At 60.9% G+C, this 25,227-nt stretch carries 22 protein-coding genes; 16 read left to right on the forward strand and 6 right to left on the reverse strand.

Annotation, left to right across the window (positions count from 1 at the left end; all coding sequences use genetic code 11):
* Positions 1 to 134 precede the first annotated feature (134 nt).
* From A6U86_RS34370 to A6U86_RS34390, 6 genes are all read left to right on the forward strand, one after another.
* A complete protein-coding gene (locus tag A6U86_RS34370; RefSeq protein ID WP_068401629.1) occupies positions 135 to 917 on the forward strand; it encodes an HpcH/HpaI aldolase/citrate lyase family protein in 783 nt (260 codons plus the stop codon).
* Positions 914 to 1,129 carry a hypothetical protein gene (locus tag A6U86_RS35380; protein ID WP_141683873.1) on the forward strand — a complete coding sequence of 72 codons (216 nt, stop codon included), beginning with the start codon at positions 914 to 916 and terminating at the stop codon, positions 1,127 to 1,129. Before A6U86_RS34370 ends, A6U86_RS35380 begins: the two co-directional genes overlap by 4 nt.
* On the forward strand, positions 1,107 to 2,315 hold the full coding sequence (locus A6U86_RS34375; RefSeq protein WP_068401630.1) for a pyridoxal phosphate-dependent aminotransferase: 1,209 nt from the start codon (positions 1,107 to 1,109) through the stop codon (positions 2,313 to 2,315). The genes A6U86_RS35380 and A6U86_RS34375 overlap by 23 nt, the downstream gene beginning before the upstream one ends.
* An 81-nt stretch (positions 2,316 to 2,396) precedes the next feature.
* Positions 2,397 to 3,194, forward strand: coding sequence for an ABC transporter substrate-binding protein (locus tag A6U86_RS34380; RefSeq protein ID WP_068401632.1), 798 nt, complete (start codon positions 2,397 to 2,399; stop codon positions 3,192 to 3,194).
* Positions 3,195 to 3,288: 94 nt separating this feature from the next.
* Positions 3,289 to 3,963, forward strand: a complete 675-nt coding sequence (locus A6U86_RS34385) for an amino acid ABC transporter permease (protein WP_068401633.1) — start codon at positions 3,289 to 3,291, stop codon at positions 3,961 to 3,963.
* Positions 3,964 to 4,133: 170 nt separating this feature from the next.
* Positions 4,134 to 4,484: a hypothetical protein gene (locus A6U86_RS34390; RefSeq protein ID WP_141683874.1), complete on the forward strand. Its 351-nt coding sequence runs from the start codon at positions 4,134 to 4,136 to the stop codon at positions 4,482 to 4,484.
* 1 nt (position 4,485) lies between these two features.
* Here A6U86_RS34390 and A6U86_RS34395 read toward each other — a convergent pair whose 3' ends face one another.
* Together A6U86_RS34395 and A6U86_RS34400 are read right to left on the reverse strand one after the other, a co-directional pair.
* The gene (locus A6U86_RS34395; RefSeq protein ID WP_068401637.1) at positions 4,486 to 5,001 is read right to left on the reverse strand and encodes a MarR family winged helix-turn-helix transcriptional regulator; all 516 of its coding nucleotides are present in this window, start codon (positions 4,999 to 5,001) and stop codon (positions 4,486 to 4,488) included.
* A gap of 96 nt (positions 5,002 to 5,097) precedes the next feature.
* Positions 5,098 to 6,666 (reverse strand): NAD(P)/FAD-dependent oxidoreductase, encoded by a 1,569-nt coding sequence (locus A6U86_RS34400; RefSeq protein WP_068401640.1) that lies wholly within the window; start codon positions 6,664 to 6,666, stop codon positions 5,098 to 5,100.
* Between the two features lie 395 nt (positions 6,667 to 7,061).
* Here A6U86_RS34400 and A6U86_RS34405 point away from each other — a divergent pair, with 395 nt between their 5' ends.
* From A6U86_RS34405 to A6U86_RS34415, 3 genes are all read left to right on the forward strand, one after another.
* A complete protein-coding gene (locus A6U86_RS34405) occupies positions 7,062 to 7,844 on the forward strand; it encodes a cyclase family protein (RefSeq protein WP_068401641.1) in 783 nt (260 codons plus the stop codon).
* A gap of 77 nt (positions 7,845 to 7,921) precedes the next feature.
* Positions 7,922 to 9,511, forward strand: coding sequence for an NAD(P)/FAD-dependent oxidoreductase (locus tag A6U86_RS34410; RefSeq protein WP_068401642.1), 1,590 nt, complete (start codon positions 7,922 to 7,924; stop codon positions 9,509 to 9,511).
* 24 nt (positions 9,512 to 9,535) lie between these two features.
* A complete protein-coding gene (locus A6U86_RS34415; protein WP_068401645.1) occupies positions 9,536 to 10,042 on the forward strand; it encodes a MarR family winged helix-turn-helix transcriptional regulator in 507 nt (168 codons plus the stop codon).
* 7 nt (positions 10,043 to 10,049) lie between these two features.
* Here A6U86_RS34415 and A6U86_RS34420 read toward each other — a convergent pair whose 3' ends face one another.
* The 3 genes from A6U86_RS34420 to A6U86_RS34430 all read right to left on the reverse strand — a co-directional run bounded on the left by A6U86_RS34420 (position 10,050) and on the right by A6U86_RS34430 (position 14,448).
* On the reverse strand, positions 10,050 to 10,523 hold the full coding sequence (locus A6U86_RS34420) for a VOC family protein (protein ID WP_068401648.1): 474 nt from the start codon (positions 10,521 to 10,523) through the stop codon (positions 10,050 to 10,052).
* Positions 10,524 to 10,725: 202 nt separating this feature from the next.
* Positions 10,726 to 12,285: an indolepyruvate oxidoreductase subunit beta family protein gene (locus tag A6U86_RS34425; RefSeq protein WP_141683875.1), complete on the reverse strand. Its 1,560-nt coding sequence runs from the start codon at positions 12,283 to 12,285 to the stop codon at positions 10,726 to 10,728.
* A gap of 9 nt (positions 12,286 to 12,294) precedes the next feature.
* The gene (locus tag A6U86_RS34430) at positions 12,295 to 14,448 is read right to left on the reverse strand and encodes an indolepyruvate ferredoxin oxidoreductase subunit alpha (RefSeq protein WP_068401652.1); all 2,154 of its coding nucleotides are present in this window, start codon (positions 14,446 to 14,448) and stop codon (positions 12,295 to 12,297) included.
* A 377-nt stretch (positions 14,449 to 14,825) separates the two neighbouring features.
* On the opposite strand from A6U86_RS34430, the gene A6U86_RS34435 reads away from it, so the two are divergent.
* The 5 genes from A6U86_RS34435 (at position 14,826) to A6U86_RS34455 (ending at position 20,197) form a co-directional block, all read left to right on the forward strand.
* The gene (locus A6U86_RS34435) at positions 14,826 to 16,361 is read left to right on the forward strand and encodes an ABC transporter substrate-binding protein (RefSeq protein WP_068401661.1); all 1,536 of its coding nucleotides are present in this window, start codon (positions 14,826 to 14,828) and stop codon (positions 16,359 to 16,361) included.
* A gap of 228 nt (positions 16,362 to 16,589) precedes the next feature.
* The gene (locus A6U86_RS34440) at positions 16,590 to 17,597 is read left to right on the forward strand and encodes an ABC transporter permease (protein ID WP_068401667.1); all 1,008 of its coding nucleotides are present in this window, start codon (positions 16,590 to 16,592) and stop codon (positions 17,595 to 17,597) included.
* Positions 17,590 to 18,483 carry an ABC transporter permease gene (locus A6U86_RS34445; protein ID WP_083197074.1) on the forward strand — a complete coding sequence of 298 codons (894 nt, stop codon included), beginning with the start codon at positions 17,590 to 17,592 and terminating at the stop codon, positions 18,481 to 18,483. Before A6U86_RS34440 ends, A6U86_RS34445 begins: the two co-directional genes overlap by 8 nt.
* Entirely contained in the window at positions 18,480 to 19,352 is an 873-nt protein-coding gene (locus A6U86_RS34450; protein ID WP_068401670.1) for an ABC transporter ATP-binding protein, read from the forward strand. The genes A6U86_RS34445 and A6U86_RS34450 overlap by 4 nt, the downstream gene beginning before the upstream one ends.
* A complete protein-coding gene (locus A6U86_RS34455) occupies positions 19,349 to 20,197 on the forward strand; it encodes an ABC transporter ATP-binding protein (RefSeq protein WP_068401673.1) in 849 nt (282 codons plus the stop codon). Before A6U86_RS34450 ends, A6U86_RS34455 begins: the two co-directional genes overlap by 4 nt.
* A gap of 14 nt (positions 20,198 to 20,211) precedes the next feature.
* Here the strand turns inward: A6U86_RS34455 and A6U86_RS34460 are convergent, their stop codons facing one another.
* Positions 20,212 to 21,822, reverse strand: coding sequence for an AMP-binding protein (locus tag A6U86_RS34460; protein ID WP_068401679.1), 1,611 nt, complete (start codon positions 21,820 to 21,822; stop codon positions 20,212 to 20,214).
* 299 nt (positions 21,823 to 22,121) lie between these two features.
* Here A6U86_RS34460 and A6U86_RS34465 point away from each other — a divergent pair, with 299 nt between their 5' ends.
* Both A6U86_RS34465 and A6U86_RS34470 read left to right on the forward strand, forming a co-directional pair.
* Positions 22,122 to 24,440, forward strand: coding sequence for a bifunctional salicylyl-CoA 5-hydroxylase/oxidoreductase (locus A6U86_RS34465; RefSeq protein WP_068401682.1), 2,319 nt, complete (start codon positions 22,122 to 22,124; stop codon positions 24,438 to 24,440).
* A gap of 7 nt (positions 24,441 to 24,447) precedes the next feature.
* Positions 24,448 to 25,227: an SDR family NAD(P)-dependent oxidoreductase gene (locus A6U86_RS34470; protein ID WP_068401685.1), complete on the forward strand. Its 780-nt coding sequence runs from the start codon at positions 24,448 to 24,450 to the stop codon at positions 25,225 to 25,227.

Below are 25,227 nucleotides of genomic sequence, written 5' to 3' on the forward strand. Positions count from 1 at the left end.
CACCGCAATGCCACCGTACCGGGGCCTTGATCGGTACGGGAGGCCGCCCGGAATTCAAGGCAGATTGCCGCTTCGCAGCTATGTCTTTTCGGTCTATCCCTCGTTGAGAGGACCACTGAAATGTGAGGAAGACGATGAGCGATTTCCGCCGGAACTGTATCGAGCGCAGGCTGCTGATCGGCACATTTGCCGCCATCCCGCATCCGGTCGTCATCGAGGTGACCGCCGCTTCCGGCGTTGATTTCCTCTGCATCGACTGGGAGCACTCGCAGATCAGCCGCGAGCGCATCGAGGATCTGATCCGCGCCGCCGACGTCCATCGCGTTCCCGCCATGGTTCGCGTGCCCGGCCATGCGGCCGAGGATATCGCAGCCGTGCTGGATGCCGGCGCTGCCGGCGTTCTGGTGCCGCGGGTTTCGACAGCGGAACAGGCAAGAGCGGCCGTCAAGGCAACCCGTTATCCGCCACTCGGCGCACGCGGCGTCGGTCCCGGCCGGGCTGCGGCCTATGGCTATCGCATTCCGGATTATCTCGCCAAGGCCAACTCCGAACTGGTGCTTGCCATCCAGGTCGAGACCGCCGAAGGGCTGGCGAATATTGCTGATATCGCCTCAGTCGAAGGCATCGATCTCATCTTCATCGGTCCCGGCGATCTCTCGGTCTCGATCGACGCAATGGGGCCGGCGGGCAAGGAGAAGCTCGACGCCGCCATCCAGACCATCGCGAAAACGGCGCTATCGGCCGGTCGCGCGGTCGGTATCTTCCGCCCGTCGCCGGATGACGTCGGCGCATGGTCGGCGGCCGGAATAAGCTTCTTTCTTGTGGCCAGCGACACGATGTTTCTCGGCGCCAGCCTGGCTGCCGGCGTCACGGAGGCAAAGTCGCAAAACGCCATTTCGAGATCGAAGAAAAAATGAATGATCCCAGCCGCTTAAGACATGCGATCGTCACGGTTGAATCAAATGAAACGGCAGACTTTTTAAGCTTAAACTTTATCCTTGAAATGCAGCCGGTTTTGGATAACCATTCTAAAATTAAGGGCAAGTCGAGGGCTGGTTTCAGCAATCGCCTCGTCTCTTCAGCACCGGGTTCCAAGGGGAAATTCCTTGTCTCTTCTGCCGCAGCATAACCTGCCGAACGCGATATCAGGCCGCGACGCTCTCGAAGGCATTCGCGCCCAGATTCGTGACATGCGCACCGACAACATAGCCGTGCTCGCCAAGCGCGCCCGCGAACTCGGCGGCGTCATCCCGCTCTGGTTCGGCGAGGGCGACGTGGTGACGCCGGCCTTTATCCGCGACGCCGCAAAGAAGGCGCTCGACGATGGCGCGACCTTCTATGTTCCGAACATGCGCGGCCTCGCCACGCTGAACGAAGCGCTGTCGGACTATCAGACCCACTGGCACGGTCGCCCCATCCCCATCGAGCGCACCACGGTCGCCCCTGGCGGCATGCAGGCGCTCTACATGGCGCTCGAGCTGCTCGTCGATGTCGGCACGAATGTGGTCTACGTGGCGCCGCAGTGGCCGAACATCCACAACGCCATCCATCTGATCGGCGGCGAGCCCCGCGCCGTATCGCTCGATTTCGACACCGACTGGCGCCTCGATCTCGACAAGCTCTTTGCCCGCTGTGATGCCCGCACCCGCGCTATCTTCCTGTCGACGCCGTGCAATCCCACCGGCTGGACAGCCTCACGCGAGGAGATGCAGGCGCTGCTCGATTTCAGCCGCCGCACCGGCATCTGGATCATCTCCGACGAAGTCTATGCCCGCCTCTATTTCGACGGCGAGATCGCACCCTCCATCCTGCAAGTGGCGGAAGACGGCGATCGCGTGATCGCGATCAACAGCTTCTCCAAGGCATGGGCGATGACCGGCTGGCGCGTTGGCTGGCTCACGCACCCATCGGCGATTGCCGATCAGCTCGGCGCGATGACGCAATATGTCAACAGCGGCACATCGGCCATGGTCCAGGCGGGCGCCGCTGCGGCATTGCGCGAGGGCGAACCGCTGGTCGCCGAGATCCGCGGCCGGATCAAGGCCGGCCTCGACCTCGCCTATGAAAAGCTGCCGCAGATACCGGGCATCATCCTGCCCGAAAAGCCTCGCGGCGGCATGTATGCCTTCTTCGCGCTGCAGGGAGAAGCCGACGCGACCGCGCTGTGCGAACGCATTCTGGAGACGGCCCGCGTCGGCCTGGCGCCCGGATATCACTTCGGCGAATCGTCCCGCGCCTTCCTGCGCATGTGCACCTTCCGCGAAACCGAACAGATGCGCATAGCCCTCGACCGCATGGTCGATGCGATGACATGAGACGGCTGCCCACCGGGCGGACGGGAATACCCGCGGGTAAGAGGAAAAGCCCGCAGCCATAACCAGAGGGAGACTAAGAAAATGCCTGTAACTCGTCGCAGTCTATTGGTCCTAATGACCGCCGTCGGCCTTGCCGGCGGAAGCCACTTCGCCTATGCCGCCGATGTACTGAATGTCGGCTCCTACCCGAACAACCCGCCCTTCGAATACAAGACCGCGAGCGGCGGCTTCGAAGGCTTCGAGGTTGATGTGGTCAATGAAGCCGCAAAGCGCGCCGGCATGACCACCAACATCGCCGACTACGGCTTCCAGGCTCTGTTCGCGGCAACGGCCTCCAAGCGTATCGACGTGGCGATCTCGTCCATCACCATCACGCCGGAACGCCTGAAGTCGCAGTCCTTCACCCAGCCCTATTACGATTCCGACATGGGTGTCGCGACCAAGGAGGCCAGCTCGATCAAGTCGCTTGCTGATCTCAAGGGTTCGGTCGTCGGCGTACTCTCGGGCTCGACGGGCGAAAAATGGGTCAATGACAACAAGGCCGCGCAGGGCTTTGCCGACGTCAAGGGCTACAACTCGCAGCAGGACATGTTCCTCGATCTCGGCGCCGGCCGCATCGATGCCGTCGTCAGCGACATCCCCGGCATGCAGTATCTCTTCGTGAAGACCAAGGGCTTCGCCATCAAGGATCGCATCAAGACCGGCGAACAGTACGGCCTGATGATGACCAAGGATTCGCCGCTCGTCGCCAAGATCAACGACGCCATCACCGCGATGAAGAAGGACGGCTCGCTCGAAAAGATCCACGAGAAATGGTTCGGCGGCAAGGCACCGGCCGGCTCCTCCACGGTCACCGAATTGCCTATCCCCAAGGCGTGATCAAAAGATCATCCTTGAAATAAGCTTACGCCGGCCATCTCGGCCGGCGTAACTATAGGGAAATTCCATCTTCGTCCTGCTCACGGGAGTGCCTATGTCTTTCGTCGATACCTTCCTCAACTCCGACGTCATGATTTCGGCTTTCCCGCAGCTGCTGCGCGGGCTCTGGATGACCATCGCGCTCGGCTTGGTCAGCATCCTCATCGGCGTCACTGCCGGCCTCATCGTCAGCCTCATCCGCCTCTACGCCCCCAAGCCGCTGCAGTTGCTGATGATTGCCTATATCGACATCATGCGCGCCATGCCGGTGCTGGTCGTGCTGATCCTGATCTATTACGCACTACCCTTCGTCGGCATCAGCTTTTCGGCCTGGTGGTCGGCGATCCTCGGCTTTTCCATCGTGTTGGCTGCCTACTCGGCCGAGGTCTTCCGTTCCGGCATCGAAAGCGTGCCGCGCGGCCAGTTCGAGGCTGCCGCAGCTCTCGGCATCCCCTTTCTGATCACACTCTACAAGGTGGTGCTGCCGCAGGCAGTCCGCATCGTCATCCCACCGACAACAAGCAACTGTGTCTCCATGTTCAAGGACACGTCGCTCGCCTCGACCGTGGCATTGCCGGAACTGCTGAAAGAAGGGCAAAATGCTCAGGGTTTCTACGCCAACCCCTCACCGCTGATCATGGCCGCGCTGATCTACATCATCCTGCTCTGGCCGATGGTCCGTCTCGTCAGCGTGCTCGAGAAGAAATTCAAGAACGAGCGGGCGCGCTAGAGCAACTTCCGGGAAGGCAAGCGCTGTTCTTCTTCTACGGTAATCACAGCCCTCAATGACATTTTGATAACGACGGCGGTACCGAAAATGTCTACAGGCCTTAGGCAGGCATTGTAGGGCGGCTTCGGACGGATTACTAAGAAGTTGATGATTGAGCCATGGAGCTGGATATGGTTTCGCGCCTCACAAATCGTCTCGAAGGACATCCGAGACTTCAAGCGGAGAATTCTGAGCAAGACGCGGCACTTTTAGAGCTTGTTCGTTCGCTCGGAGTAGCTGGCTCCGTTTTTCATATCCTGAACGAGGTACTCGAACAGGGCGAAGACCTTTACACACTGCTGTGCGACGACCAACTCGTTATCTCCTTCGAGGTGCCCCGTGGTCAAAGGTCATTGCAAGCTAAAGAGTTCGTCGAAGTTTCAGCCACGGAATACCGCCATAAGATGGGTCAAGGCAAAAACCGCATTCGGCTCGATGAGACGTTGAAAAATGCGCGGGCACTCCTGGCGGGCGGCGCGTAAATCAATCGAAGTCGGCACCCGAAAGGTGATTGCTGACCGAAGACTTCACCGCGCCGATATCCTGCCAGAGTTCGCTGATGATAGCGGGATCGACATCAGCCATCATATCGCGCAGCCAGCCCTCATGGGCAGCAGCCATGGCGCTGAACAGCGTCTCCCCTCTTGCGGTCAGCTTCGCGACGGTTACGCGCCGATCTCCGTCGGGTGTCGCGCGCAGCACCAGCCCGTCCGTTTCCAGCCGCTCGACCAGACCCGTGACGTTGCCATTGGTGACCATCGTCCGCTTGGAAAGCTCGCCCAAACGCAGACCATCGCGTTCGCGATAGAGCTGCGCCATCAGGTCGAATTGCGGCAGGGTCGCGCCGAATTCATTGCGCAGCCGCCGGCGGATTTCCTGCGAGATCAGCTTGGTGGTCGATAGCATGCGCAGCCAGAGCCGCAGCTCCTGCTTTTTGCCTTCCTGCGTACCCTGAACGATGATCTCCAGGTCGACGGTTGCACTTTCAGACTCTGTCATCACGTCAGCTCGATCCACCGCTTTGCATTGCTTACCTGAACGATCTAGGGAGCAACATTTGAAATGTCAAAGGTTTGCCCGTCAAGCCGAATGGCGTCACTTGGCCAGCATCTTCCCCAGCATGAAACCGGAACCGGCTCCGGTGCCCGCACCGGGCCAGGTGGAAGCCCCGCACATGAACAACGATCCGACAGGCGTCCTGTAGCGCGAATAGCCAGCGACAGGGCGGAACAGGAAGTTCTGGTCGAGATGATGGCTGCCGGAAAGATTGTCGCCGCCGATCAGATTCGGGTTCTCGCGTTCGAGGTCGACGGGCGAAAACACCGATCTTGCCAATATCTTGCCACGCAATCCCGGCGTATAGCGTTCGGCAATATCGAGCACCCGCTCGGCATATGCATCCTTGATCTCGTCCCAGTTCTGGCCACTGATCTCGCCTGCCGCATCGCCGCGAAACTCCGCCGGCAGGACGCGCACCTGGATCCAGAGCACATGCTGTCCAGCAGGCGCGCGTGACGGGTCGATCGCCGTTGGTTGCCCGATCACCAGGGCAGGCTCGGCAGGTAGCAACCCGCCCATCGCCTCGGCATAGACGCGCGACATCATCTCGAGATCCGGCGCGATATGGACATAGGCGAAATTCTGCAGCGCCTTGCCCGCCGTCCAGTCCGGGAGTCCCGATAGCGCCAGATGGATCATCATCGTGCCGGGGCCAGCCCGGAAACGCTTGACCTTGCTGTCGAACTCCTCACGCGCCGGGTCTTGGTCGAGAAGCTTGCCGAACAGGATCTGCGGATGAACATTGGCGATGACGGCGCGCCTGGCTTCATAGCGGCGCCCATCGGCGAGGATGACGCCGGTCGCTTTGCCGCCGGACGTGGCGATCTTGTCGACGCACGTGCCGAGCATCAACTCGCCGCCCTTGCTTTTCAGCACGGCCGCCATCGCCTTGACGATCGTATCGGCTCCGCCCTTGCCGATCACCATGCCGAAGGCCTGATTGGCCATGGATTCGAGATAGGGAAACAGCGCACCGCCGGCGACATCGGGCGCGAAATCGAGATGCAGCCCCCAGGCGGCCATCATCGTCTTGAGCTTGGCATTCTGAAAACGTGCATCGAGAAAATCGCGCGGCGAGGCAAACAGCATGCGCGCCGTGTCGTAGAGCCACCCCGTGCCCTTCGCGCGCCAAGCCTTCCAGATGACCTTGGCAGCCGCCATCGATGGTATCGGAGAACCAAGCAGGCCGAAGATATGAGGCGCATCCGCGCCGAATTCCGAAAGCATATGCCGCCAGGCGGCGGCATCCTGTGGCGACATGTCGGCAATGGCGCCAGTGGTTTTTTCCAGATCGGTGCTGACGCCGAGATAGGTGCCATCACGAAAGACGCTGGCAAAGCAATCCGCCGCCGGCACGAAACCGAGACCTTCGGCCGAAAGCTCGTTCTTGTACTGGGCAAAAAACGCCGAACCGGCGAACATGGAGAGGTTCATCGCACAGAGATCGTGGCGGAAGCCCGGCAACGTCACCTCGCGGGTTTTGACCGCCCCGCCCGGCTCGGCACTGCCTTCGATGACGGCAACTTTCCAGCCCTTCGCCGCAAGATGCACCGCCGCTGCAAGGCCATTATGGCCCGCCCCCACTATGATCGCATCATAGCTCATCGACTGCCCCTCTTTCCCTGATGACTATTATTGTACATGCATACATCCTGAGCTTTAAGCTTCAAGTACCTATCACCATGAATTCGAGGGAACGAGGCCGATCAAAAGCGGACTCGTCCCGACTTTTCCTATCGATTACCGTGCGATTTCAATACTTTATCGGTAGGTCCCACGCCGTCGATTCCAGGTCAAATATGGGCTTTGGAACCACGCCGGAATGCTTGCAATATCATATATTGTGACATAGGCTCCCTTCATTCCGCCGCCGCGCGGACCAGGTGCCAGGAGGAAAGGCACCCCGCGCATGGCGGCGATGGCTTCATGCTCGATCCCGATAGAAGATCCGCAACGCGGCTCTTGGCACGGGGTCATGCAACAACAAGGGGAACGCTAAAATGACCGCCAACACACTCACCAGCCTGGCCTCGGCCCTGATTTCGGGCTCCGTCAAGGTCGTCGATCTCACAGCGCCGCTCGGCCCGGATACACCGGTACTCTACCTGCCGCCACAGTTCGGCAAGAACACGCCGAACGTAAAGGTCCATACGATTTCGGAATATAATCAGGATGGCCCCTTCTGGGCCTGGAACTGGCTGGAACTCGGCGAACATACCGGCACGCATTTCGATGCGCCCTGCCACTGGATCACCGGCAAGGATCACCCGAACAACACGACGGATACTATTCCGCCGCAGAACTTCGTGGCACCGGTCAATGTCATCGACCGCTCCAAGGAAGCTGCCGCTAATCCCGACTATCTGCTGACCGTCGAGAGCATCAAGGAATGGGAAGCCCAGAACGGCGCGATCGAGGCTGGCAGCTGGGTATTGCTGCGCACCGACTGGTACAAGCGCAACGGCTCGACCGAGACCTTCCTGAATGCCGACGAAAACGGTCCACATTCTCCCGGCCCGACCGCCGAAGCGATCGAATATCTGTTGACCAAGGGCATTATCGGCTGGGGTCAGGAAACGATCGGTACCGATGCCGGTTCCGCCGGCGGCATGAACCCGCCCTTCCCGGCACATAATCTCATGCACAAGGCCAATCGCTATGGTCTCGCCAGCCTCTCCAACCTCGATCAGCTTCCCGCCAAGGGCGCCGTGCTGATCGCGGCTCCGCTGAAGTTCGTCAAGGGCACGGGCTCGCCGGTTCGTGCGCTGGCATTGATTGCGTGATAGGCTGGAAAGGTTGGAGTCCGGGGGCGAGTTAGGCTCCGCCTTTCCACTCATTCTGCCGGCGAGGGGCGATGGCAATGGGCGATCATGACTACATCATCGTCGGCAGCGGCATAAATGCGCTTGTCGCAGCCGCCATGCTTGGCAAGAAGGGCCACAAGGTGCTCGTCCTCGAGCGCAACGACCGCATTGGCGGTTGCCTGCGCACCGAGGAGATCACCGAGCCCGGCTTTATCCATGATGTCATGGCGACGACCATGGTGCTGTTCCTGACATCGCCGGCCTATGGCGCCATCGGCAAGGACCTTGAGGCACGCGGCCTCGAATTCGCCCATGCCGATCTTCCCACAGGTGTGGTCCGGCCCGATGGCTCGCATGTTATCTTTTCCAAGGACAGGCGGCGGAACATCGCCACCTTCGACGAACTGTCGCTCGGCGACGGACAGACCTTCTCCCGCGAGATGGATGCGCTTGCCGCCGATGCTCCCTTTCTCTTTTCCCTACTCGGCGGTTCCTTGTGGTCGGGCTCGACGCTGAAGAGCGTTGCCGGCCAAGGCTGGAATCGCGGCCTGCGCAAGCTCGCCGCCTGGTTCGGAGAAGCCCTGACACCGGCGCGCGGCTATCTTGAAACCAGCTACCGGTCAGAAGATATCCACGCGCTATGGGCGCCCTGGGTGCTGCATTGCGGCCTTGGCCCGGAGAGTGCCTATTCCGCAGAAATGCTGAAGGTCATCGGCTTTGCGCTGGAGCTTGGCGGCGCACCGATCGTCAAGGGTGGCGCGGGAACTCTGCTGACGGCTTTCGAGCGGCTGATTACCGACAATGGCGGCGAAATCCGCGTCGGCGCCGACGTCGAGGCCGTCATTCCAGGCCCTAATCGCCGCGCCGACGGCGTGCGTCTTGCAACTGGCGAAACACTGAGCGCCAAGTCGGGCGTGATCTGCTCGGTAACACCCAACCAACTCTACGATCGGCTGATGAAGGATTGGCCGGATCCGATGCCGGCCGAAGTGAAAACTGGCGTCGCCAACTATCGCTACGGCAAGGGCGACATGCAGATACACTACGCCTTGTCCGAACCGCCGCGCTGGAAGTCCAATGCCGAACTCGGCAAGGTGGCGCTGCTGCATCTGACGCCGGGCCTTGACGGTGTCTCCCGAGCCGCCAATGAATGCGAACGGGGGCTGTTGCCCGCCGAACCCACCGTCTGCGTCGGCCAACCCGTCGCGCTTGATCCGAGCCGCGCGCCGGAAGGCAAGTCGATCCTCTGGCTGCAGCTTCCCGAAGCGCCGCGCCACATCAAGGGAGATGCTGCGGGCGAGATCCCGACGCCGGCAGACGGCCGCTGGACGGAAGAGGTGCGCGAGCACTATGCCGACCGCATCGACGCGCTGCTTGCAAGTCATATCGAGAATTTCGCCGGCATAAAGCTCGCACGCCGCGCCTATTCGCCGGGTGATCTCGAAGCCATGAACATGAACCTTGTCGGCGGTGACCCCTATGGCGGCTATTGCGGCCTTGACCAGTTTTTCATCTGGCGGCCCTTCAAGTCATCTGTTAACCACCGCACCCACATAACGGGGCTCTACCATATCGGTGCCTCCGCGCATCCCGGTCCGGGCCTGGGTGGAGGCTCCGGTTTTCTGCTCGCATCATCGCTGAAATAACAAGTTTCCTGGGGAGGATCGTCGATGGAAGAGCGGTTTTCAGGCACCGTTTTGAGGCGCAAGCGGGACGAAACCGCAAAGCGCCCGACCATGGGCGAAATCGGCCTCAATCATTTCGCGCCCTATCTGATGAACCGGCTGATGGCTCGCTGGAACGCCAATCTGTCGGAGGAGTTGCGCGAATACGACATGACGACCGCCAAGATGCGGGCGCTCGCGGTCCTCAGCGTCTCGTCAAGCCTCACGATCAACGAACTCTCGGTCTTTGCCGTCACCGAACAATCGACGATGAGCCGCACGCTCGACTCTCTCGAGCGCCAGGGCTTCATCCGCCGCCAGCCGCGCGCCGAAGACATGCGCATCCGCGACGTCTCGATCACCGAAGAAGGCCGCGCCGCCTTCGAGAGGGTTTGGCCAACCATGTACGATCTGTTCCTGCAGATGTTCGACGGGGTCGAGGAAGCCGAATATCGCGGCTTCATCTCGACCCTGCACAAGGTGCTTCATAACATCCGCAAGCACGAGATCTGACGAGGCGTCAGCCGCGTCGGGCGGCTTCGATCGCCGCAACGTCGATTTTCCTCATGGTCATCATCGCATCGAATGCGCGCTTTGCTTCATCGCCACCGACTTTAAGTGCCTCAGTGAGCACGCGCGGCGTGATCTGCCAGGAGATGCCCCATTTGTCCTTGCACCAGCCGCACTCGCTTTCCTGGCCGCCATTGCCGACAATGGCATTCCAGTAGCGGTCGGTTTCTTCCTGGCTGTCCGTTGCGATCTGAAAGGAAAAGGCTTCGTTGTGCTTGATCCCCGAGCCGCCGTTCAGCCCCATGCAGGCGACCCCGGCAACCGTGAATTCGACAACCAGCACGTCTCCCTGTTCGCCGGCCGGATAATTTCCCGGCGCGCGAATAACGGCAGTCACCTTGCTGTCTGGAAAAACATCGGCATAAAACCGCGCGGCGGCCTCAGCTTCCTTGTCGTACCACAAGCAGATCGTGTTCTTGGACATTGGTTTTCCTCCCCATTGGCGTCCCATTGCCTTCTTCACATAAGACAGGGCTCGCCTTTGTCCACCCCATGTAAGACATTGGGAAGACACAAGGGAAATCACGACGAAATGCCGGGCCTTCGATTGAAAAGGCCCGACTTCCCAATGATTTCTTCCGGATTTTTTCGCCTTGCGCGCTGCCTACGCGGGCGATAGGCGGCGCTTACAACGTCTCAACCGTCTTCAGCGCCCCATCCAATGCAACCCCATTTTCATCCAGCAGCGCCGCCTGACGAAGCCGCTTCATCCAAGCGGCTCCATCTTCGCGCTCGCGCAACATTGACACCGCCGACATCACGCGATCGAACTTCGACAGACCGCGCGCATGCGTATCGGAATAGCCTTTGACGAGGCGACGATTGTTCAGCACCTCGACGGCCAGATCGTAGTTCACGGCCAGCAGGTTGGTCGCCGCCGTCAGCCACGCCTCACGATGTTCGACCTCGCGCAAGTGGCGCAGCGTACCACGGCGTGTACGGCGCAACGCTGAAACCATATAGAGGCTGAGGAACCAGAAAAGCGTGCCAGTCTTGACGCGACGGCCCTTGTTGACCATGCGATCGAGACGATCGAAGAGCTTCGGCCGGTTCTCGATCCACAGACCCAAAGCCTTCGGCATGGTGCCGCAGACTTCCTCCATGCGCGGATGCATGTATTCGGTCATGTAGACGATCTGATCGTCCTTGGCGCCGACCTCCTTGCGCACGCGCTCGAAGCGCGATCCACGCACCTTCAGATCGGCAACGCGGATGACATCGTCATAGGCCATGGCAACGGCAACATATTTCGCCGCTTGCACGGTGAAGGCAAAATCCTTGTCCGCGCCGCCGGCCTTGCGGTCGAGCGCATGAAGAGCTGCCACGCGGGTCAGATACTCGTCGGCGTAAGCAGGGTCCTGATAGTCGGTCAGCCTCTTCGCGCCAGCAAACAGCAGCGGGTGAGCCGCTTCCGGAAATTCCGAGCGGATGCGATTGACCAAGCGGTCGAGTGCCGGATGGCCGGCCGTTTCGGGCAGAACATCGAAATGCTTCGGCGGCGTCGCCGAGACAGCATCGCGCGGCTTGTCCTTGGCCCGATCAAAGGCAGCATTGAATGCCTTGAGGCTCGGTTCGATGCCCTTGCCGCCGGCGCGGATCATCGCCTCGAAAGCGGGCTTACCGAACGGCAAGGCACCGGAGCCGGCCAGCGCGCCGAACATCGAGGCAGAAATCACGCTGCCATTCTTGACGGCCATCGTTTCCATGTCGAAGGCGATAGTGCGCTTGGCGGCGAAATCCGTCGCCTCGACAACGACCTCGGGATTGCCGATACCGTCGCCCGGCTTTTCCTTTTCGCCCACCGCGAAGGAGCGGTGCGTCGAGGCGATCAACACCGTCTTGTCCGGCGTGACCAGACCGCGCAACACGGAACGGCCGGCCTCCATCAGCTCCGCCGCCATGACGACGTCGACATCACCCGGCGTCGGCATCAGCGAAAAGATCGGCGCGTGACCATCCTTCGCCGGCAGCATTTCGATATAATAGATCGTCGCGCCCGTTCGTTGCGCCACGCCGGGAACCGACGTTGTCTGCGCCATCCACCCCTCGGCCTCGGCCAGACCGACGATCCAGTCGGCAAGCACGCCGCCGCCCTGCCCGCCCATGGCGAGAACGGCAAGCGACAGCGGCTTGTCCGTGGAAAGTCTGTTTGCGCCAAGATCACTCATGCTCACATGCTCGTTCATATCGCCCTCTCAATCCGAAAAGACGACGCGGCCGGCGCGACGACGCGCCTGCAGCCAGCCGATGACGGCAGAGCGAAGGCGGGCAGCGAAACGATCCCAGCCCGTGGGGTTGTGAATGATATCGGCACGATAGAAGGACGGACAGAGGACGGCGGCCTCCGAGACTTCACCGCAATTGCCGCAGCCGACACAATTATTGTCGATCGCCGCCACCGGATCGTCCTTCAGCGGATCGTCGGTATGCTTGACCGATAGTGACGGACAGCCCGAAAGCCGGATGCAGGCGTGATCGCCGGTGCAGACGTCCTCATCGACACCGAAGCGTTCCTTGACCATGCGCTTGCCGTCTTTCACAGCCTTGGCGAATAGCGGCTTCACCCGGCGCTGCTTGTTGAGCATGCATTCCGAGGAAGCGACGATGATCTTCGGCCCCGGCTCTTTCGAGGTCAGCGCCTCGCGCAACGTGTCGCGCATCTTCGCGACATCATAGGTGCGGTCGATCTGGCGGACCCAGGTGGCGCCGATGCCTTTCACCGCATTGACGATGGAATTGTTGGTCTTGCGGCGCGGGTTCAGCGCTCGCGAGGACGGGATGTCCTGTCCGCCGGTTGCTGCCGAGTAAAAATTATCGACGACGAGGATGACGCCATCCTGCTTGTTGAAGACGGCATTGCCGACCGAGGTCGCCAGACCATTGTGCCAGAAACCGCCGTCTCCCATGACGGAAATGGCACGCTTGTCTGCCGCGACATTGAAGGCCGAGGCGGCAGCCGGGCCAAGCCCGTAGCCCATGGTCGTGCTGCCCAGATTGAACGGCGGCAGGATCGAGAACAGGTGGCAGCCAATATCGCCGGAGATGTGATGCTGACCGAGTTCACCCTCGACCATCTTCATCGCGGCAAAGATCGGCCGTTCGGGACAGCCGATGCAGAAGCCCGGCGGGCGTGGCGGCACGACTTCGGCGAGCGCCTTGATCTTCGGATCGTTGAGAACAGGCGACGGATCCGGCAGCGGCGGTTGGTTGCCGAGCAGTACACGCTGATGCATCTCCAGGAAGTTCTTGATGCCCTTCATCAGGACAGGCGCGGTATATTCCCCGCCCATCGGCAGGACATCCTTGCCGGCAACCTTGGTCTGGATATCGCGGCGGCGCAGGATCGTGTTCAGCGACTGCTCGATATACTCGGGCGCGCCCTCCTCGACCAGCAGCACGGCTTTCTTGTTGGCGCAGAACTCGGCCATCTGATCATCGATCAGCGGATAGGCGACGTTGAGGACATAGAGAGGCACGGCGGAATTGCCGTAGACATCGGCAAGGCCAAGTTGCTGGAGCGCACGCATGACGCCATTATAGGCGCCGCCGAGCAGGATGATGCCGACCTCGCCTTCGGACGGGCCGAAATATTCGTTGAGCTGACGCTGCTTGATGAACTCGACAGCCGCCGGCCAGCGCTTCTCCAGCTTCTCCTTCTCATGCAGGAAGGATGCGGGCGGCAGCACGATACGGTTGACGTCGCGGATCGGATTTTCGAGCGCCTGCTTCAGTGTGTAGTCCGGCCGCTTATTGTCCTTGGCGACGAACTGGCCGTGGACATGACAGCTGCGGATGCCGACTTGCAGCATGACAGGCGTGTTGGACGCCTCCGACAGCTCGAAGCCTTCCTCGACAGCCTGCACGATCGACGGCAGGTTCGGGCGCGGGTTCAGCAGCCACATCTGCGATTTCATCGCATAGGCATGGCTGCGCTCCTGCATGATCGAGGAGCCTTCGCCGTAATCCTCGCCGATGATGATCAGCGCACCGCCGGTGACGCCACCCGAGGACAGGTTGGAAAGCGCATCGGAGGCAACATTCGTGCCCGCCGTCGATTTCCAGGTGACGGCGCCGCGCACCGGATACATGACGGAGGCTGACAGCATTGCGGCGGCGGCCGCCTCAGAGGCCGAAGTCTCGAAGTGGACGCCGAGATCTTCCATCACGTCCTTGGCATCGGCCAGCACGTCCATGAGATGGGAAATCGGCGACCCCTGATAGCCGCCGACATAGGAAACGCCCGACTGCAGGAGTGCCTTGGTGATCGCGAGAATACCCTCGCCCCGGAAGATATCACCTTCCCCGAGCTTCAGATCCTCGACCTCGCGCGCAAAAGACCGCTCGGCCATAACGTTACCCCTTTGCCCTATGGGCTTCTTCTAAATCATTTGCAAAATCATATTTTGAACTTCCGCAGACTGTCAACGAGCAAATATGCGGCATGGCGAAACGGATTCGCGTTTACGGATGGGAAGCAAGCCGCCTTCCTCCGATAAGAAGGTCCCAAGAAATCATCGCAAACTATGTCTATATATGCAAATGCATAAAATATATGCGCATTGCTGGACACGCTGGGAAACGAAGATCGCGATTTTGGCGAACGTCCAGAGAAAGCGCTTGCCGCTCTGAAATACTTATTTTAGGATTAAAACATTCCGATAATAAATCGCCAGCGGCAGGTGGAGCGTCATGCTTTTCTGCCGCTTAACAGGGGAACGGAGTGACCATGACTAAGCTTACTCGGCGCGAGGCCCTGAGCCTCGGCGCAGCTGCATTCTTGACTGGAATTCTGGCGGGCAGGACGCATGTGGAAGCTGCCGAAGCCGGCACGCTGACCATCGCCTTCAACGTCAACCTGCCTTCTTTCGACCCGACCACGGGACCGTCGGCGGTCAATCCGTCGATCCAGGCGATCTATCGCTCGGTCTTCGATCAGTTCATCGGCCAGGGACCGGACCTGAAATTCCAGCCGGGCCTTTTGACCGCCTGGGGTTGGAACGACGACAAGACCAAGGTCTGGATGGACGTCCGCGAAGGCGTCACCTGGCATGACGGCTCCAAGTTCACGCCGGACGATATCGTCTGGTCGCTGGAGCGGGCCGCCAAGCAGGAGACCGGCAACCCGATCCAGTTCATCTGGTCGACCACCAATAATTACAAGGTGGAAGGCAACCGCATCACCGGCGATGTCGTCCGCTTCGAGCCGACCTTCTTCAAATGGATGGCCTTCCTCACCGGCTATGTCCTGCCGAAGGACTATTACACCAAGGTGGGCGCCGAAGGCTTTGAGAAGAAGCCTGTCGGCACCGGCCCCTATATGGTCGATGCCTATGAGGGCAATTCCTATCTGCGCCTGAAGGCGAACCCGAATTATTTCGGCGGCAAGCCGGCCTTCGACACGGTCATTTTCAAGTTCGTGCCCGACACGACAAGCCGTGTGGCCGAGATCGAATCCGGCTCGTCGGACGTAACGCTGGAAATCCCCTATGAGGATTTCGATCGGCTGAAGAAGAAGTCCGGCCTTGCAGGTGTTGCCACGCCGATCTCCGATATCGGCATGATATTCATCAGCAACGTCGACCCGATGCTCGACAAGAACGTGCGCCTCGCCGCCAATATGGCGATCGACAAGGAAGCGATCATCAAGCGTCTGCTGCGCGGCTACGGCAAGCCGCTGTCGACGCTGGAGGCGCCTGAGTACGAAGCCTACGACGCATCAGTCAAAATCCCTTATGATCCGGAACAGGCAAAGAAGCTCCTGGCCGCCAGTGGCTATTCGCCGGCAAAGCCGGTCAAGTTTGCAATCAAGACCACCCGCGGCTTCAAGCCGAAGGACTATGAGATGATCCAGGCGATCGTCGGCATGTGGCGCAAGGTCGGCATCGAGGCTGAAATCGAAGTCTACGAAATCGCCAAGCATTACGAGTTGCGCGCCGCCCACCAGCTCGGCCCCGCCGCCTTCTACAATTGGGGCAATGCCATCGGCGACCCCACGACCTCGACGGGTTTCGCCATGTTCGGCCCCTCGCCGCATTCGGCCTGGAAGACCAAGGATGTCGACGACATGCTCGGCCCGCTCTGGGTGGAAAAGGACGAGGCCAAGCGCATTGCCGGCTGGAAGGCTGCAATCAAGTACATCGCCGAACAGGGCTATGTGATCCCGCTGCTGCAATATGTTCAGCCGATCGTCTATAAATCGAGCCTGAAAGTGACGCCGAACGTATCCGGCGCGCTGCAGCCGACGCTGGTGTCGAAGGGTTGATACCTCTAGCTTTGACCGTGTGGCCTTGCCCCTCACCCTAGCCCTCTCCCCGCTTGCGGGGAGAGGGAACGACCTCTGTGCCCTCGCCTAAGAAGGCGACGGGAAGGGAGGCTGTAAGTGCTTCTGTCCCCTTCTCCCCGTCAAGACGGGGAGAAGGTGGCCGATAGGCCGGATGAGGGATCTGTACTCTCCATTTGCCACCAGCCGTGCGATCGGATTTCATAACGAATGATAGCAGTCACCATTCTCAACCGCCTGATCATGGCCGCCGTCACGCTCTTCGGCGTGGCGCTGATCGTCTTCGTGCTGCTGCGCGTCGTGCCCGGCGATCCGATCGCCATGATGATCTCGCCCGGCGCAAGCCCCGCCGATATCGCCGCACTCCGCGCTCATTACGGCCTCGATGCAAGCCTGACCACCCAGTTCGCAATCTGGCTGAAATCGGTACTGGTAGGTGATTTCGGCACCTCGATCTCGCTGAAGCGCAACGTGCTGTCGCTCTTGGGAGAACGCCTGCCGGCGACGCTGGAACTCGCCTTTGCCGCCCTCGTGCTCGCGGTTCTCCTCGGCGGCGCCATCGCCATCATCGGCACACTCGCCCGTCGCACCCTCTTCGAACCGATCCTCGACAGCCTCAATGGCCTCTTCCTTGCCGTGCCGGATTTCGTCTGGGCGCTGGCGCTGGTTCTGGTACTCGGCGTGCTCTTTCCACTCTTCCCGCTCTCCGGCCGCATCGATCCGAGCACGGACGTGCAGTTCGTTACCCCCTTCTATCTCTTCGAAAGCCTGCTGACGTTCCGCTTCGGGGTCTTCGCCGATATCTGCGCGCATATGGTCTTGCCGGTGCTGGCGCTCGGCCTGCCGCTCGCGGCCATCATCGCCCGCGTGCTGAAAGCCGCACTCTCGGAAGCCATGGTGCAGGATTACATTCTGCTCGCCAAGCTGAAAGGCATGTCCGATCTGCGGCTCGTTCTTCAGGAAGCATTGCGCAATGCTGTCGGCCCGACCATCGCCTTGACGGGTGTGCAATTCACCTTCCTGATCGGCGGCACTGTCATCGTCGAGCGCATCTTCGCCTATCCCGGTATCGGCAACATGGCGATCGACGCGGTCATCAACCGCGACCTGCCGCTGATCCAGGGGTTGGTACTGGTCTTCGGAGCTCTCTTCATCCTCGTCAATTTGGCTGTGGACCTGCTGGTCGCAGCCTTCAATCCGAGGCTAGCCCATGGCTGACAACATCTCGCTCGCCATGCCAAAAACACCCTCAATAGCGGCGAAACGCATTCGAGCGCTGCTTTCCCAGCCGAAAGTGATCTTCGGCGGCGGCTTCATCCTGATCCTGATCATTCTCGCAATCTTTGCGCCCTATCTCGCGCCGAAAGATCCGCTGGAGCAGGACCTGATGTCCGGCACCCTGCCGCCGGCCTGGGTCGAGGGCTCGGACCCCGGCTTCCTGCTCGGCACGGACGATCTCGGCCGTGACGTGCTGTCGCGCGTCATCTTCGGCACGCGCACCGCCTTGACCGTCGCCTTCGTCGCGGCCGGGCTCGCGGCATTCATCGGCACGCTGCTCGGCCTTCTGGCCGGCTGGTACGGCGGCTGGATCGACAAGGTGATCTCACGGCTTGTCGATATCTGGATGGCCTTCCCACCGGTGCTGCTGTCGATCCTGCTGGTCGCCGTCTTCGGCTCGGGCGTGCATTCGGTGATCGCCGCCATCGTCATCATCGACTGGACCCGCTTCTGTCGCGTTGTGCGCTCGGAAACCCAGGCGCAGGCACACATGGATTACGTCACCGCCGCCCATACGATCGGCTTTTCGCGGGCAAGGATCCTCTTTAGCGAAATCCTGCCCAATGTCATGCCGGTCCTGATCGCGCTTGTCAGCCTGGAAATGGGCATCGCCGTCATCGTCGAGGCCATCCTGTCCTTCGTCGGCCTCTCCGTCTCGTCGGACACGCCGACCTGGGGCGGCATGATCGCCGAGGGGCGGCAGATCATCTATGAGGGATGGTGGGTGCTGCTCGTGCCACTGATCGCCCTCTTCGCCACCGTGCTTGCCTTCAATCAGCTCGGCGACGGCCTGCGCCGTGCCCTCGATCCGGTGATGCGCCGATGACATCTACGCTTCTCTCCATAACAGGCCTGAGTGCCGTGTCCGACCGCGATGGCGGCACGCCGATCCTGCGCGATGTCTCCGTCACGCTGGAGCGCGGCGAGGTACGTGGCCTTGTCGGCGAAAGCGGCGCCGGCAAATCGACCATCGCCAAGGCCCTGCTCGGCATCCTGCCGCGCGGCGTCCGCATCACCGGCGGCTCCATACTCTTCGAGCGCCGCGACCTGCTCACCCTCCCCGCCAGGGAATTGCGAGATATCATGGGCAGCGACATCTCGCTGATCCCGCAGGACCCGCAGACCGCGCTCAATCCCGGCCGCCGCATCGAGGCGCAGCTGACCGACGGCTTGCGGCTGAAAAGGGGCATGTCGTCGCGCGATGCCCGGCAGCGTGCACTGAAGTTGCTCGAAGAAGTACACATCCGCGATGCCGAACGCGTGCTGCGTGCTTATCCGCATGAATTGTCCGGCGGCATGCGCCAACGAATCCTGATTGCCGCCGCCTTCGCGCTGGAGCCGAAACTGGTCGTCGCCGACGAGCCGACCACGGCACTCGACGTCACCGTGCAGAAGCAGATCCTGCGGCTGATCCGCGGCCTGCAGGAGGCGCACGGCACCGCCGTCATCTTCGTCACCCATGATCTCGGCGTCGTCGCCCAGATCTGCGACAGCGTCACCCTGCTCTACGCCGGCAAGGTCATCGAACAGGGCAAGACCGGCGACGTGCTTGCGCGCCCGCAGCACATCTACACGAAATCGCTGCTATTCGCCGGCCCGCGTTACGACCGGCCCGATGCAGGACTGACGCCAGTGCCGCAAGCCGTCTTCGAACAATTGCGCCGCGAGATCGGCATTCCGGAGGGCGGCAGATGAGCGGCACCGATAATCTCTTGTCCGCCAGAGGCATCGAGGTCACCTATGGCGCGAAGCGGCATCTCTTGGGACCACCGGGCATTGGCATCAAGGTGCTCCACGGCGTCGACATCGATATCCGTCGCGGCGAAACCGTTGGCATCGTCGGCGAAAGCGGCTCCGGCAAGACGACGCTGGGCCGTGCCCTGTTGCGGCTGGTCGACGCCTCTTCCGGCTCAATCCATTTCGACGGCAGAGACATCACGCGGCTGCCTGACAGCGAGATGCGGCCACTGCGCCGGCGCATGCAAATGATCTTTCAGGACCCGATGGCCTCGCTCAACCCGCGCCATACGATCCGCCGCATCCTGGTGGAGCCGCTGCTCCTGCATAGACTGGCTTCGGACCGGAAGGACGCCGAACGCCGCGTTGCCGCCATCCTTGAGCGCGTGACGCTGCCGCAAGCATGCCTCGACCGAAACCCGCACGAACTCTCCGGCGGCCAGCGCCAGCGCATCGGCATTGCCCGCGCCGCCCTGCTCGAACCGGATTTCGTGCTTGCCGACGAGATCGTCTCCGGCCTCGACGTATCGACCCAGGCACAGGTGCTCAATCTGCTGAAGGAATTGTCACGAGACCTCGGCCTGTCCATGGCCTTCATCAGCCACGATCTCTCGGTCATCCGCGCCATCTGCGACCGTGTCTATGTGATGCGCCACGGCCGTGTGGAAGAGGAAGGCGATTGCGAGCGCGTCTTCACCGCACCCGCCTCCGCCTATACGCGCATGCTGCTCGACGCCATTCCGCTGCCGGAAATCGACCCGACATGGCTCGGCCGCGATGCGGAGCAAGAAGACGCAGCCTGAAAAGGCTGCTTCCGCTACTTCAAGCGGAAGCGCTGGATCTTGCCCGATTCCGTCTTCGGCAAAGCGTCGACGAAGACGATGGAACGGGGATATTTATAGGGAGCGATGATGGCCTTGACGTGCTCCTGCAACGTCTTGACCAGCAGATCCGAGCCGGTAACGCCGGCCACCAGCACCACATGAGCCTGAACGATATGGCCACGATCCTCGTCCGGCTTGCCGATCACGGCGCATTCGAGCACATCGGCATGTGACAGAAGTGCAGCCTCCACCTCCGGCCCGGCAATATTGTAGCCGGCGGAAAGAATGATGTCGTCGGAACGGGCCGCGAAATGGAAATAGCCGTCCTCGTCCTCGATGAAGCTGTCTCCCGTCAGGTTCCAGCCATCGCGGACATAGTCAGCCTGCCTGTGGTCGGCGAGATAGCGGCAGCCGATCGGCCCGCGAACCACCAGCTTGCCGATCATGCCGCGCGGCACCTCGTTCATGTCGTCATCGACGACGCGCGCTTGATAACCGCTCAGCGGCTTGCCGGTGCAGTTCGGCTTGGCATCAGAAAGACGATTGGAAATGAAGATATGCAGCAGCTCGGTCGAGCCGATGCCATCGAGGATCGGCTTGCCGGTCTTGCGGGTCCATTCCTCGAAGATTGGCCCGGGCAGCGTCTCGCCAGCGGAAACGGCAATGCGTAGCGAGGAGAGATCCGCCCCCTCCTCCATCGCGGCCAGCATGGCGCGATAGGCTGTTGGTGCGGTGAAGCTGATCGTCGCGCCATATTCCTGGATGATCTCGACCATGTTCTTCGGCGAGGCATTTTCGAGCAGGGCCGTCGACGCCCCGAAGCGCAACGGGAAGACGACCAGACCGCCAAGGCCAAAGGTGAAGGCGATCGGCGGCGAGCCGATGAAGACGTCGTCAGGCGTGACCTGCAGCACTTCCCTGGCATAGGCATCGGCGATGATCAGGATATCGCGATGGAAATGCATCGTGGCCTTCGGCACACCCGTCGATCCCGACGTGAAACCGAGCAAAGCCACATCGTCGCGCCCGGTTTTCACCGCTTCGAAACGGACCGGCTTGTTGAGGGCGATGCGGTCGAGTTCGGCGTCGTGATTGGCTGTGCCGTCAAAGCCGATGACCTGCTTCAGGAAGCGGCTGTCCTTGGCCGCGGCGACCAGCTCCTCCAGCAGCCTTGTATCGCAGAGCGCAAGCGAGATTTCCGCCTTATCGATGACCTTGGAAAGCTCCCCCGCCCGCAGCATCGGCATAGTGTTGACGGCGACGGCGCCAACCTTCGTCACGGCGAGCCAGCATGCAATCATCGCCGGATTATTGCCGGAGCGGATGAGGACGCGATTGCCGGGCTTCACGCCAAAATTCTCGACCAGCGCATGGGCAATGCGGTTCGTCCAGTCCGCCAGCTCCTTATAAGTGCGGCGGCGGCCATTGCCGATCAACGCCACATGATCGCCGAAGCCCTTCTCGACCATCCGGTCGCTGAGCTCGAAGCCGGCATTCAGCCATTCCGGATAGTCGAAACCATCCATCAACAGCTCGGGCCACTCGCCGAAGGGCGGCAGATTGTCTCGTGTGAATGTATCGGTGTGACCGGTCGGTCCCAGCATTGCCTTGCTCCCGCATTCTTCTCGATCAACTCACCACGACGGCCGCTTTCCCCTGCAGCCCGTGTCTCATGACAAAAAAGATCGCACCGAAGATCGAAATGTTCAAGCAAGAAATTTTAAGCCTAAAATATTTTTGACTTCGCCTTGATTTAAAAAGGCAATTTGAGAATTTTCAGCTATTGTGGCCCTCGGCGGACCACAGATTCCGGCAAGACAAGCCTTGACGAACGGAGACGACGAGATATTTTAAACTTAAATGATTTCGACGCGAGCTTCGGCCGCAGGAGGAGGGATAAGCGATGCGCATCGTCTGTATCGGCGGCGGCCCGGCTGGCCTCTACTTCGCGCTTCTGATGAAGAAGCTGCATCCCGAACATTCTATCCGCGTCGTCGAACGCAACCGCCCCTATGACACCTTCGGCTGGGGCGTCGTTTTCTCCGATGCCACCATGATATCGATGCGCCAATGGGATCCCGAGAGCGCCGCCGAGATCGAAGACGCGTTCAATCATTGGGATGATATTGAAGTCCTGTTCAAGGGCACGCGTCAGCGCACGTCAGGCCATGGTTTCGTTGGCATCGGCCGCAAGAAGCTGCTGAATATCCTGCAGAAGCGCTGCGAGGCCCTCGATGTCGAACTGATCTTCGAGACCGACGTAAATTCCGATCTCGATTATCCCGACGCCGATCTGGTCATCGGTTCGGATGGCCTCAATTCCCGCATCCGCAATCATTATCCGGAGGTCTTCCAGCCGGACATGATCACCCGGCCGAACCGCTATATCTGGCTCGGCACCGACAAGCTGTTCGACGCCTTTACCTTCGATTTCCGGCGGACCGAGCACGGCTGGTTCCAGTCGCATATCTACAAATTCGACGACAAGACTTCGACCTTCATCGTCGAGACGACGGAAGAAGCTTATCTCGCCCACGGTCTCGACAAGATGGATCAGGATGGCTCCATCGCCTTCTGCGAAAACCTGTTTTCCGAAGTACTCGACGGCGCATCGCTGATGACCAATGCCCGCCACATCCGCGGCTCGGCCTGGCTGAACTTCAACCGCCTGATCTGCGGCAAGTGGAGCCATTTCAACGGCAATTCGCATGTCGTGCTGATGGGCGACGCCGCCCACACCGCGCATTTCGCCATCGGCTCCGGCACAAAACTCGCCATAGATGACGCCATCGAGTTGACCCGACAGTTCCAGATCCACGGACACGAGAAGGACAAGATACCGGCCGTTCTTGAAACCTACGAGGAAATCCGCCGCGTCGACGTCGCCCGCATCCAGAATGCCGCTCGCAACGCGATGGAATGGTTCGAGGTCGTCGGACGCCGCTATGCCGACACGCTCGAACCGCCGCAATTCATGTATTCGATGCTGACACGCTCGCAGCGCATCAGCCACGAGAATCTGAGGCTTCGCGACAAGGACTGGCTGGAAGGTTTCGAGCGCTGGTTCGCGGAAAAATCCGGGCTTGCCGTCGGCAACGACCGTTGCCTGCCGCCGATGTTCACACCCTATCGCCTGCGTGACGTCCAGCTCATCAACCGCATCGTCGTCTCGCCGATGGCGATGTATTCGGCTGAAGACGGTGTCATGAACGATTTCCATATCGTTCATCTCGGCTCGCGCGCCCTTGGCGGTGCAGGCCTGATCTTCGCCGAGATGACCTGCGTCACCCCGGATGCACGCATCACCCCCGGTTGCCTCGGCCTCTGGAACGAAGAACAAGCCAAGCAATGGAAGCGCCTTGTCAACTTCGTCCACACGAGCAGCGCCGCCAAGGTTGGTATCCAGATCGGTCATGCCGGCCGCAAGGGCGCGACGAAGCTCGCCTGGGAAGGGATCGACCAGCCGCTGGCGGAAGGTGAATGGCCGCTGATTTCGGCGTCCGCAATCCCCTACCTTAGGAATAGCCAGGTGCCGAAGGCCATGGACCGCGCCGACATGGAGCGCGTCAAGGCCGATTTCATCCGCTCGACCGAGCTGGCGATCGAGACCGGCGCGGACTGGCTGGAACTGCATTGCGCCCACGGCTATCTGCTGTCTAGCTTCCTGTCGCCGATCACCAACCTGCGCGACGACGAATATGGCGGCAGCCACGAAAACCGCGCCCGCTATCCCCTCGAAATCTTCCACGCGATGCGCGCGATTTGGCCGGCAGATAAGCCAATCTCCATCCGCCTGTCGTGCCATGACTGGACCGATGGCGGCAACACGCCGGAAGATGCTGCCATCTTCGCGCGCATGTTCAAGGAAGCCGGCGCCGATCTGATCGATTGCTCGTCCGGCCAGGTCTCTAAAGAGGAAAAGCCGGTTTACGGCCGCCTGTTCCAGACGCCCTTCTCCGACAAGATCCGCAACGAGATCGGCATTCCCACTATTGCCGTCGGCGCGATTTCGGAAGCGGACCACGCCAACTCGATCATTGCCGCCGGCCGTGCCGATCTCTGCGCCGTCGCCCGCCCACATCTGGCCGATCCCGCCTGGCCGCTGCACGAAGCCGCCAAGATCGGCCTGACATCGATCCCCTGGCCGAAGCAGTATCTCTCCGGTAAGACGCAATATGAAACCAATCTTGCGCGCGCGGCCACCACCGCGCCGGCGAAGTGAGGATCGGATGACGACTTCTGGCAAACTTGGCAACCGTCACGCCCTCATCACCGGTGCCGGCAGCGGCATCGGTGCGGCGATCGCAAGGGCGCTTGCAGCAGACGGCGCGCGCGTTACCCTGGCCGGCCGCCGCAAGGAACCTCTGGAAGCGATCGCCGCCGAAATCGGTGCGAAGGCATTCGTCCTCGATGGGTTCGACGTCACAAGTCCCGAGGCTATTGCCCGTGGCCTGACCAGGGCGCGCGAAAAATTCGGGGCCATCAACATTCTCGTCAACAATGCCGGCGAAGCCCCGAGCGCAGCTTTCGAGAAAACCAGCCTGGAGACATGGAATCATGTCCTGTCGATCGATCTCACCGGCGTCTTCCTGGTGACGCAGGCCGTCCTGCCCGATTTGAAAGCACATGGCGCCGGCGCGCGCATCATCAACATCGCCTCGACCGCCGGCTTGAAGGGCTATGGTTACGTCTCCGCCTATGTCGCAGCCAAGCACGGCGTCGTCGGCCTCACCCGCTCGCTGGCGTTGGAATTTGCCAAGACCGGCATGACGGTCAATGCCGTCTGCCCCGGCTTCACCGATACACCGATCGTGCAGCGGTCGATCGAGACCATCGTCGCCAAGACCGGGCGCACGGCCGAACAGGCACTCGGCGAACTCACGAAATCCAATCCGCAGGGACGGCTCGTCACACCGGAAGAAGTCGCCGACACCGTCCTGTGGCTGGCATCGCCAGCGGCGGCATCGATCAATGGACAGGCAATCGCGGTTGCCGGTGGGGAGATTTAA

Source organism: Rhizobium sp. AC27/96 (genome assembly GCF_001692325.1).
GTDB lineage: Bacteria > Pseudomonadota > Alphaproteobacteria > Rhizobiales > Rhizobiaceae > Rhizobium.

Excerpts from the sequence above, each read along its gene's own strand:
- A6U86_RS34370 (WP_068401629.1), top strand. The coding sequence starts at position 135 with ATGAGCGATTTCCGCCGGAACTGTATCGAGCGCAGGCTGCTGATCGGC.
- A6U86_RS35380 (WP_141683873.1), top strand. The coding sequence starts at position 914 with ATGAATGATCCCAGCCGCTTAAGACATGCGATCGTCACGGTTGAATCA.
- A6U86_RS34380 (WP_068401632.1), top strand. The coding sequence starts at position 2,397 with ATGCCTGTAACTCGTCGCAGTCTATTGGTCCTAATGACCGCCGTCGGC.
- A6U86_RS34385 (WP_068401633.1), top strand. The coding sequence starts at position 3,289 with ATGTCTTTCGTCGATACCTTCCTCAACTCCGACGTCATGATTTCGGCT.
- A6U86_RS34390 (WP_141683874.1), top strand. The coding sequence starts at position 4,134 with ATGGTTTCGCGCCTCACAAATCGTCTCGAAGGACATCCGAGACTTCAA.
- A6U86_RS34395 (WP_068401637.1), bottom strand. The coding sequence starts at position 5,001 with ATGACAGAGTCTGAAAGTGCAACCGTCGACCTGGAGATCATCGTTCAG.
- A6U86_RS34400 (WP_068401640.1), bottom strand. The coding sequence starts at position 6,666 with ATGAGCTATGATGCGATCATAGTGGGGGCGGGCCATAATGGCCTTGCA.
- A6U86_RS34405 (WP_068401641.1), top strand. The coding sequence starts at position 7,062 with ATGACCGCCAACACACTCACCAGCCTGGCCTCGGCCCTGATTTCGGGC.
- A6U86_RS34410 (WP_068401642.1), top strand. The coding sequence starts at position 7,922 with ATGGGCGATCATGACTACATCATCGTCGGCAGCGGCATAAATGCGCTT.
- A6U86_RS34415 (WP_068401645.1), top strand. The coding sequence starts at position 9,536 with ATGGAAGAGCGGTTTTCAGGCACCGTTTTGAGGCGCAAGCGGGACGAA.
- A6U86_RS34420 (WP_068401648.1), bottom strand. The coding sequence starts at position 10,523 with ATGTCCAAGAACACGATCTGCTTGTGGTACGACAAGGAAGCTGAGGCC.
- A6U86_RS34425 (WP_141683875.1), bottom strand. The coding sequence starts at position 12,285 with ATGAACGAGCATGTGAGCATGAGTGATCTTGGCGCAAACAGACTTTCC.
- A6U86_RS34430 (WP_068401652.1), bottom strand. The coding sequence starts at position 14,448 with ATGGCCGAGCGGTCTTTTGCGCGCGAGGTCGAGGATCTGAAGCTCGGG.
- A6U86_RS34435 (WP_068401661.1), top strand. The coding sequence starts at position 14,826 with ATGACTAAGCTTACTCGGCGCGAGGCCCTGAGCCTCGGCGCAGCTGCA.
- A6U86_RS34440 (WP_068401667.1), top strand. The coding sequence starts at position 16,590 with ATGATAGCAGTCACCATTCTCAACCGCCTGATCATGGCCGCCGTCACG.
- A6U86_RS34445 (WP_083197074.1), top strand. The coding sequence starts at position 17,590 with ATGGCTGACAACATCTCGCTCGCCATGCCAAAAACACCCTCAATAGCG.
- A6U86_RS34450 (WP_068401670.1), top strand. The coding sequence starts at position 18,480 with ATGACATCTACGCTTCTCTCCATAACAGGCCTGAGTGCCGTGTCCGAC.
- A6U86_RS34455 (WP_068401673.1), top strand. The coding sequence starts at position 19,349 with ATGAGCGGCACCGATAATCTCTTGTCCGCCAGAGGCATCGAGGTCACC.
- A6U86_RS34460 (WP_068401679.1), bottom strand. The coding sequence starts at position 21,822 with ATGCTGGGACCGACCGGTCACACCGATACATTCACACGAGACAATCTG.
- A6U86_RS34465 (WP_068401682.1), top strand. The coding sequence starts at position 22,122 with ATGCGCATCGTCTGTATCGGCGGCGGCCCGGCTGGCCTCTACTTCGCG.
- A6U86_RS34470 (WP_068401685.1), top strand. The coding sequence starts at position 24,448 with ATGACGACTTCTGGCAAACTTGGCAACCGTCACGCCCTCATCACCGGT.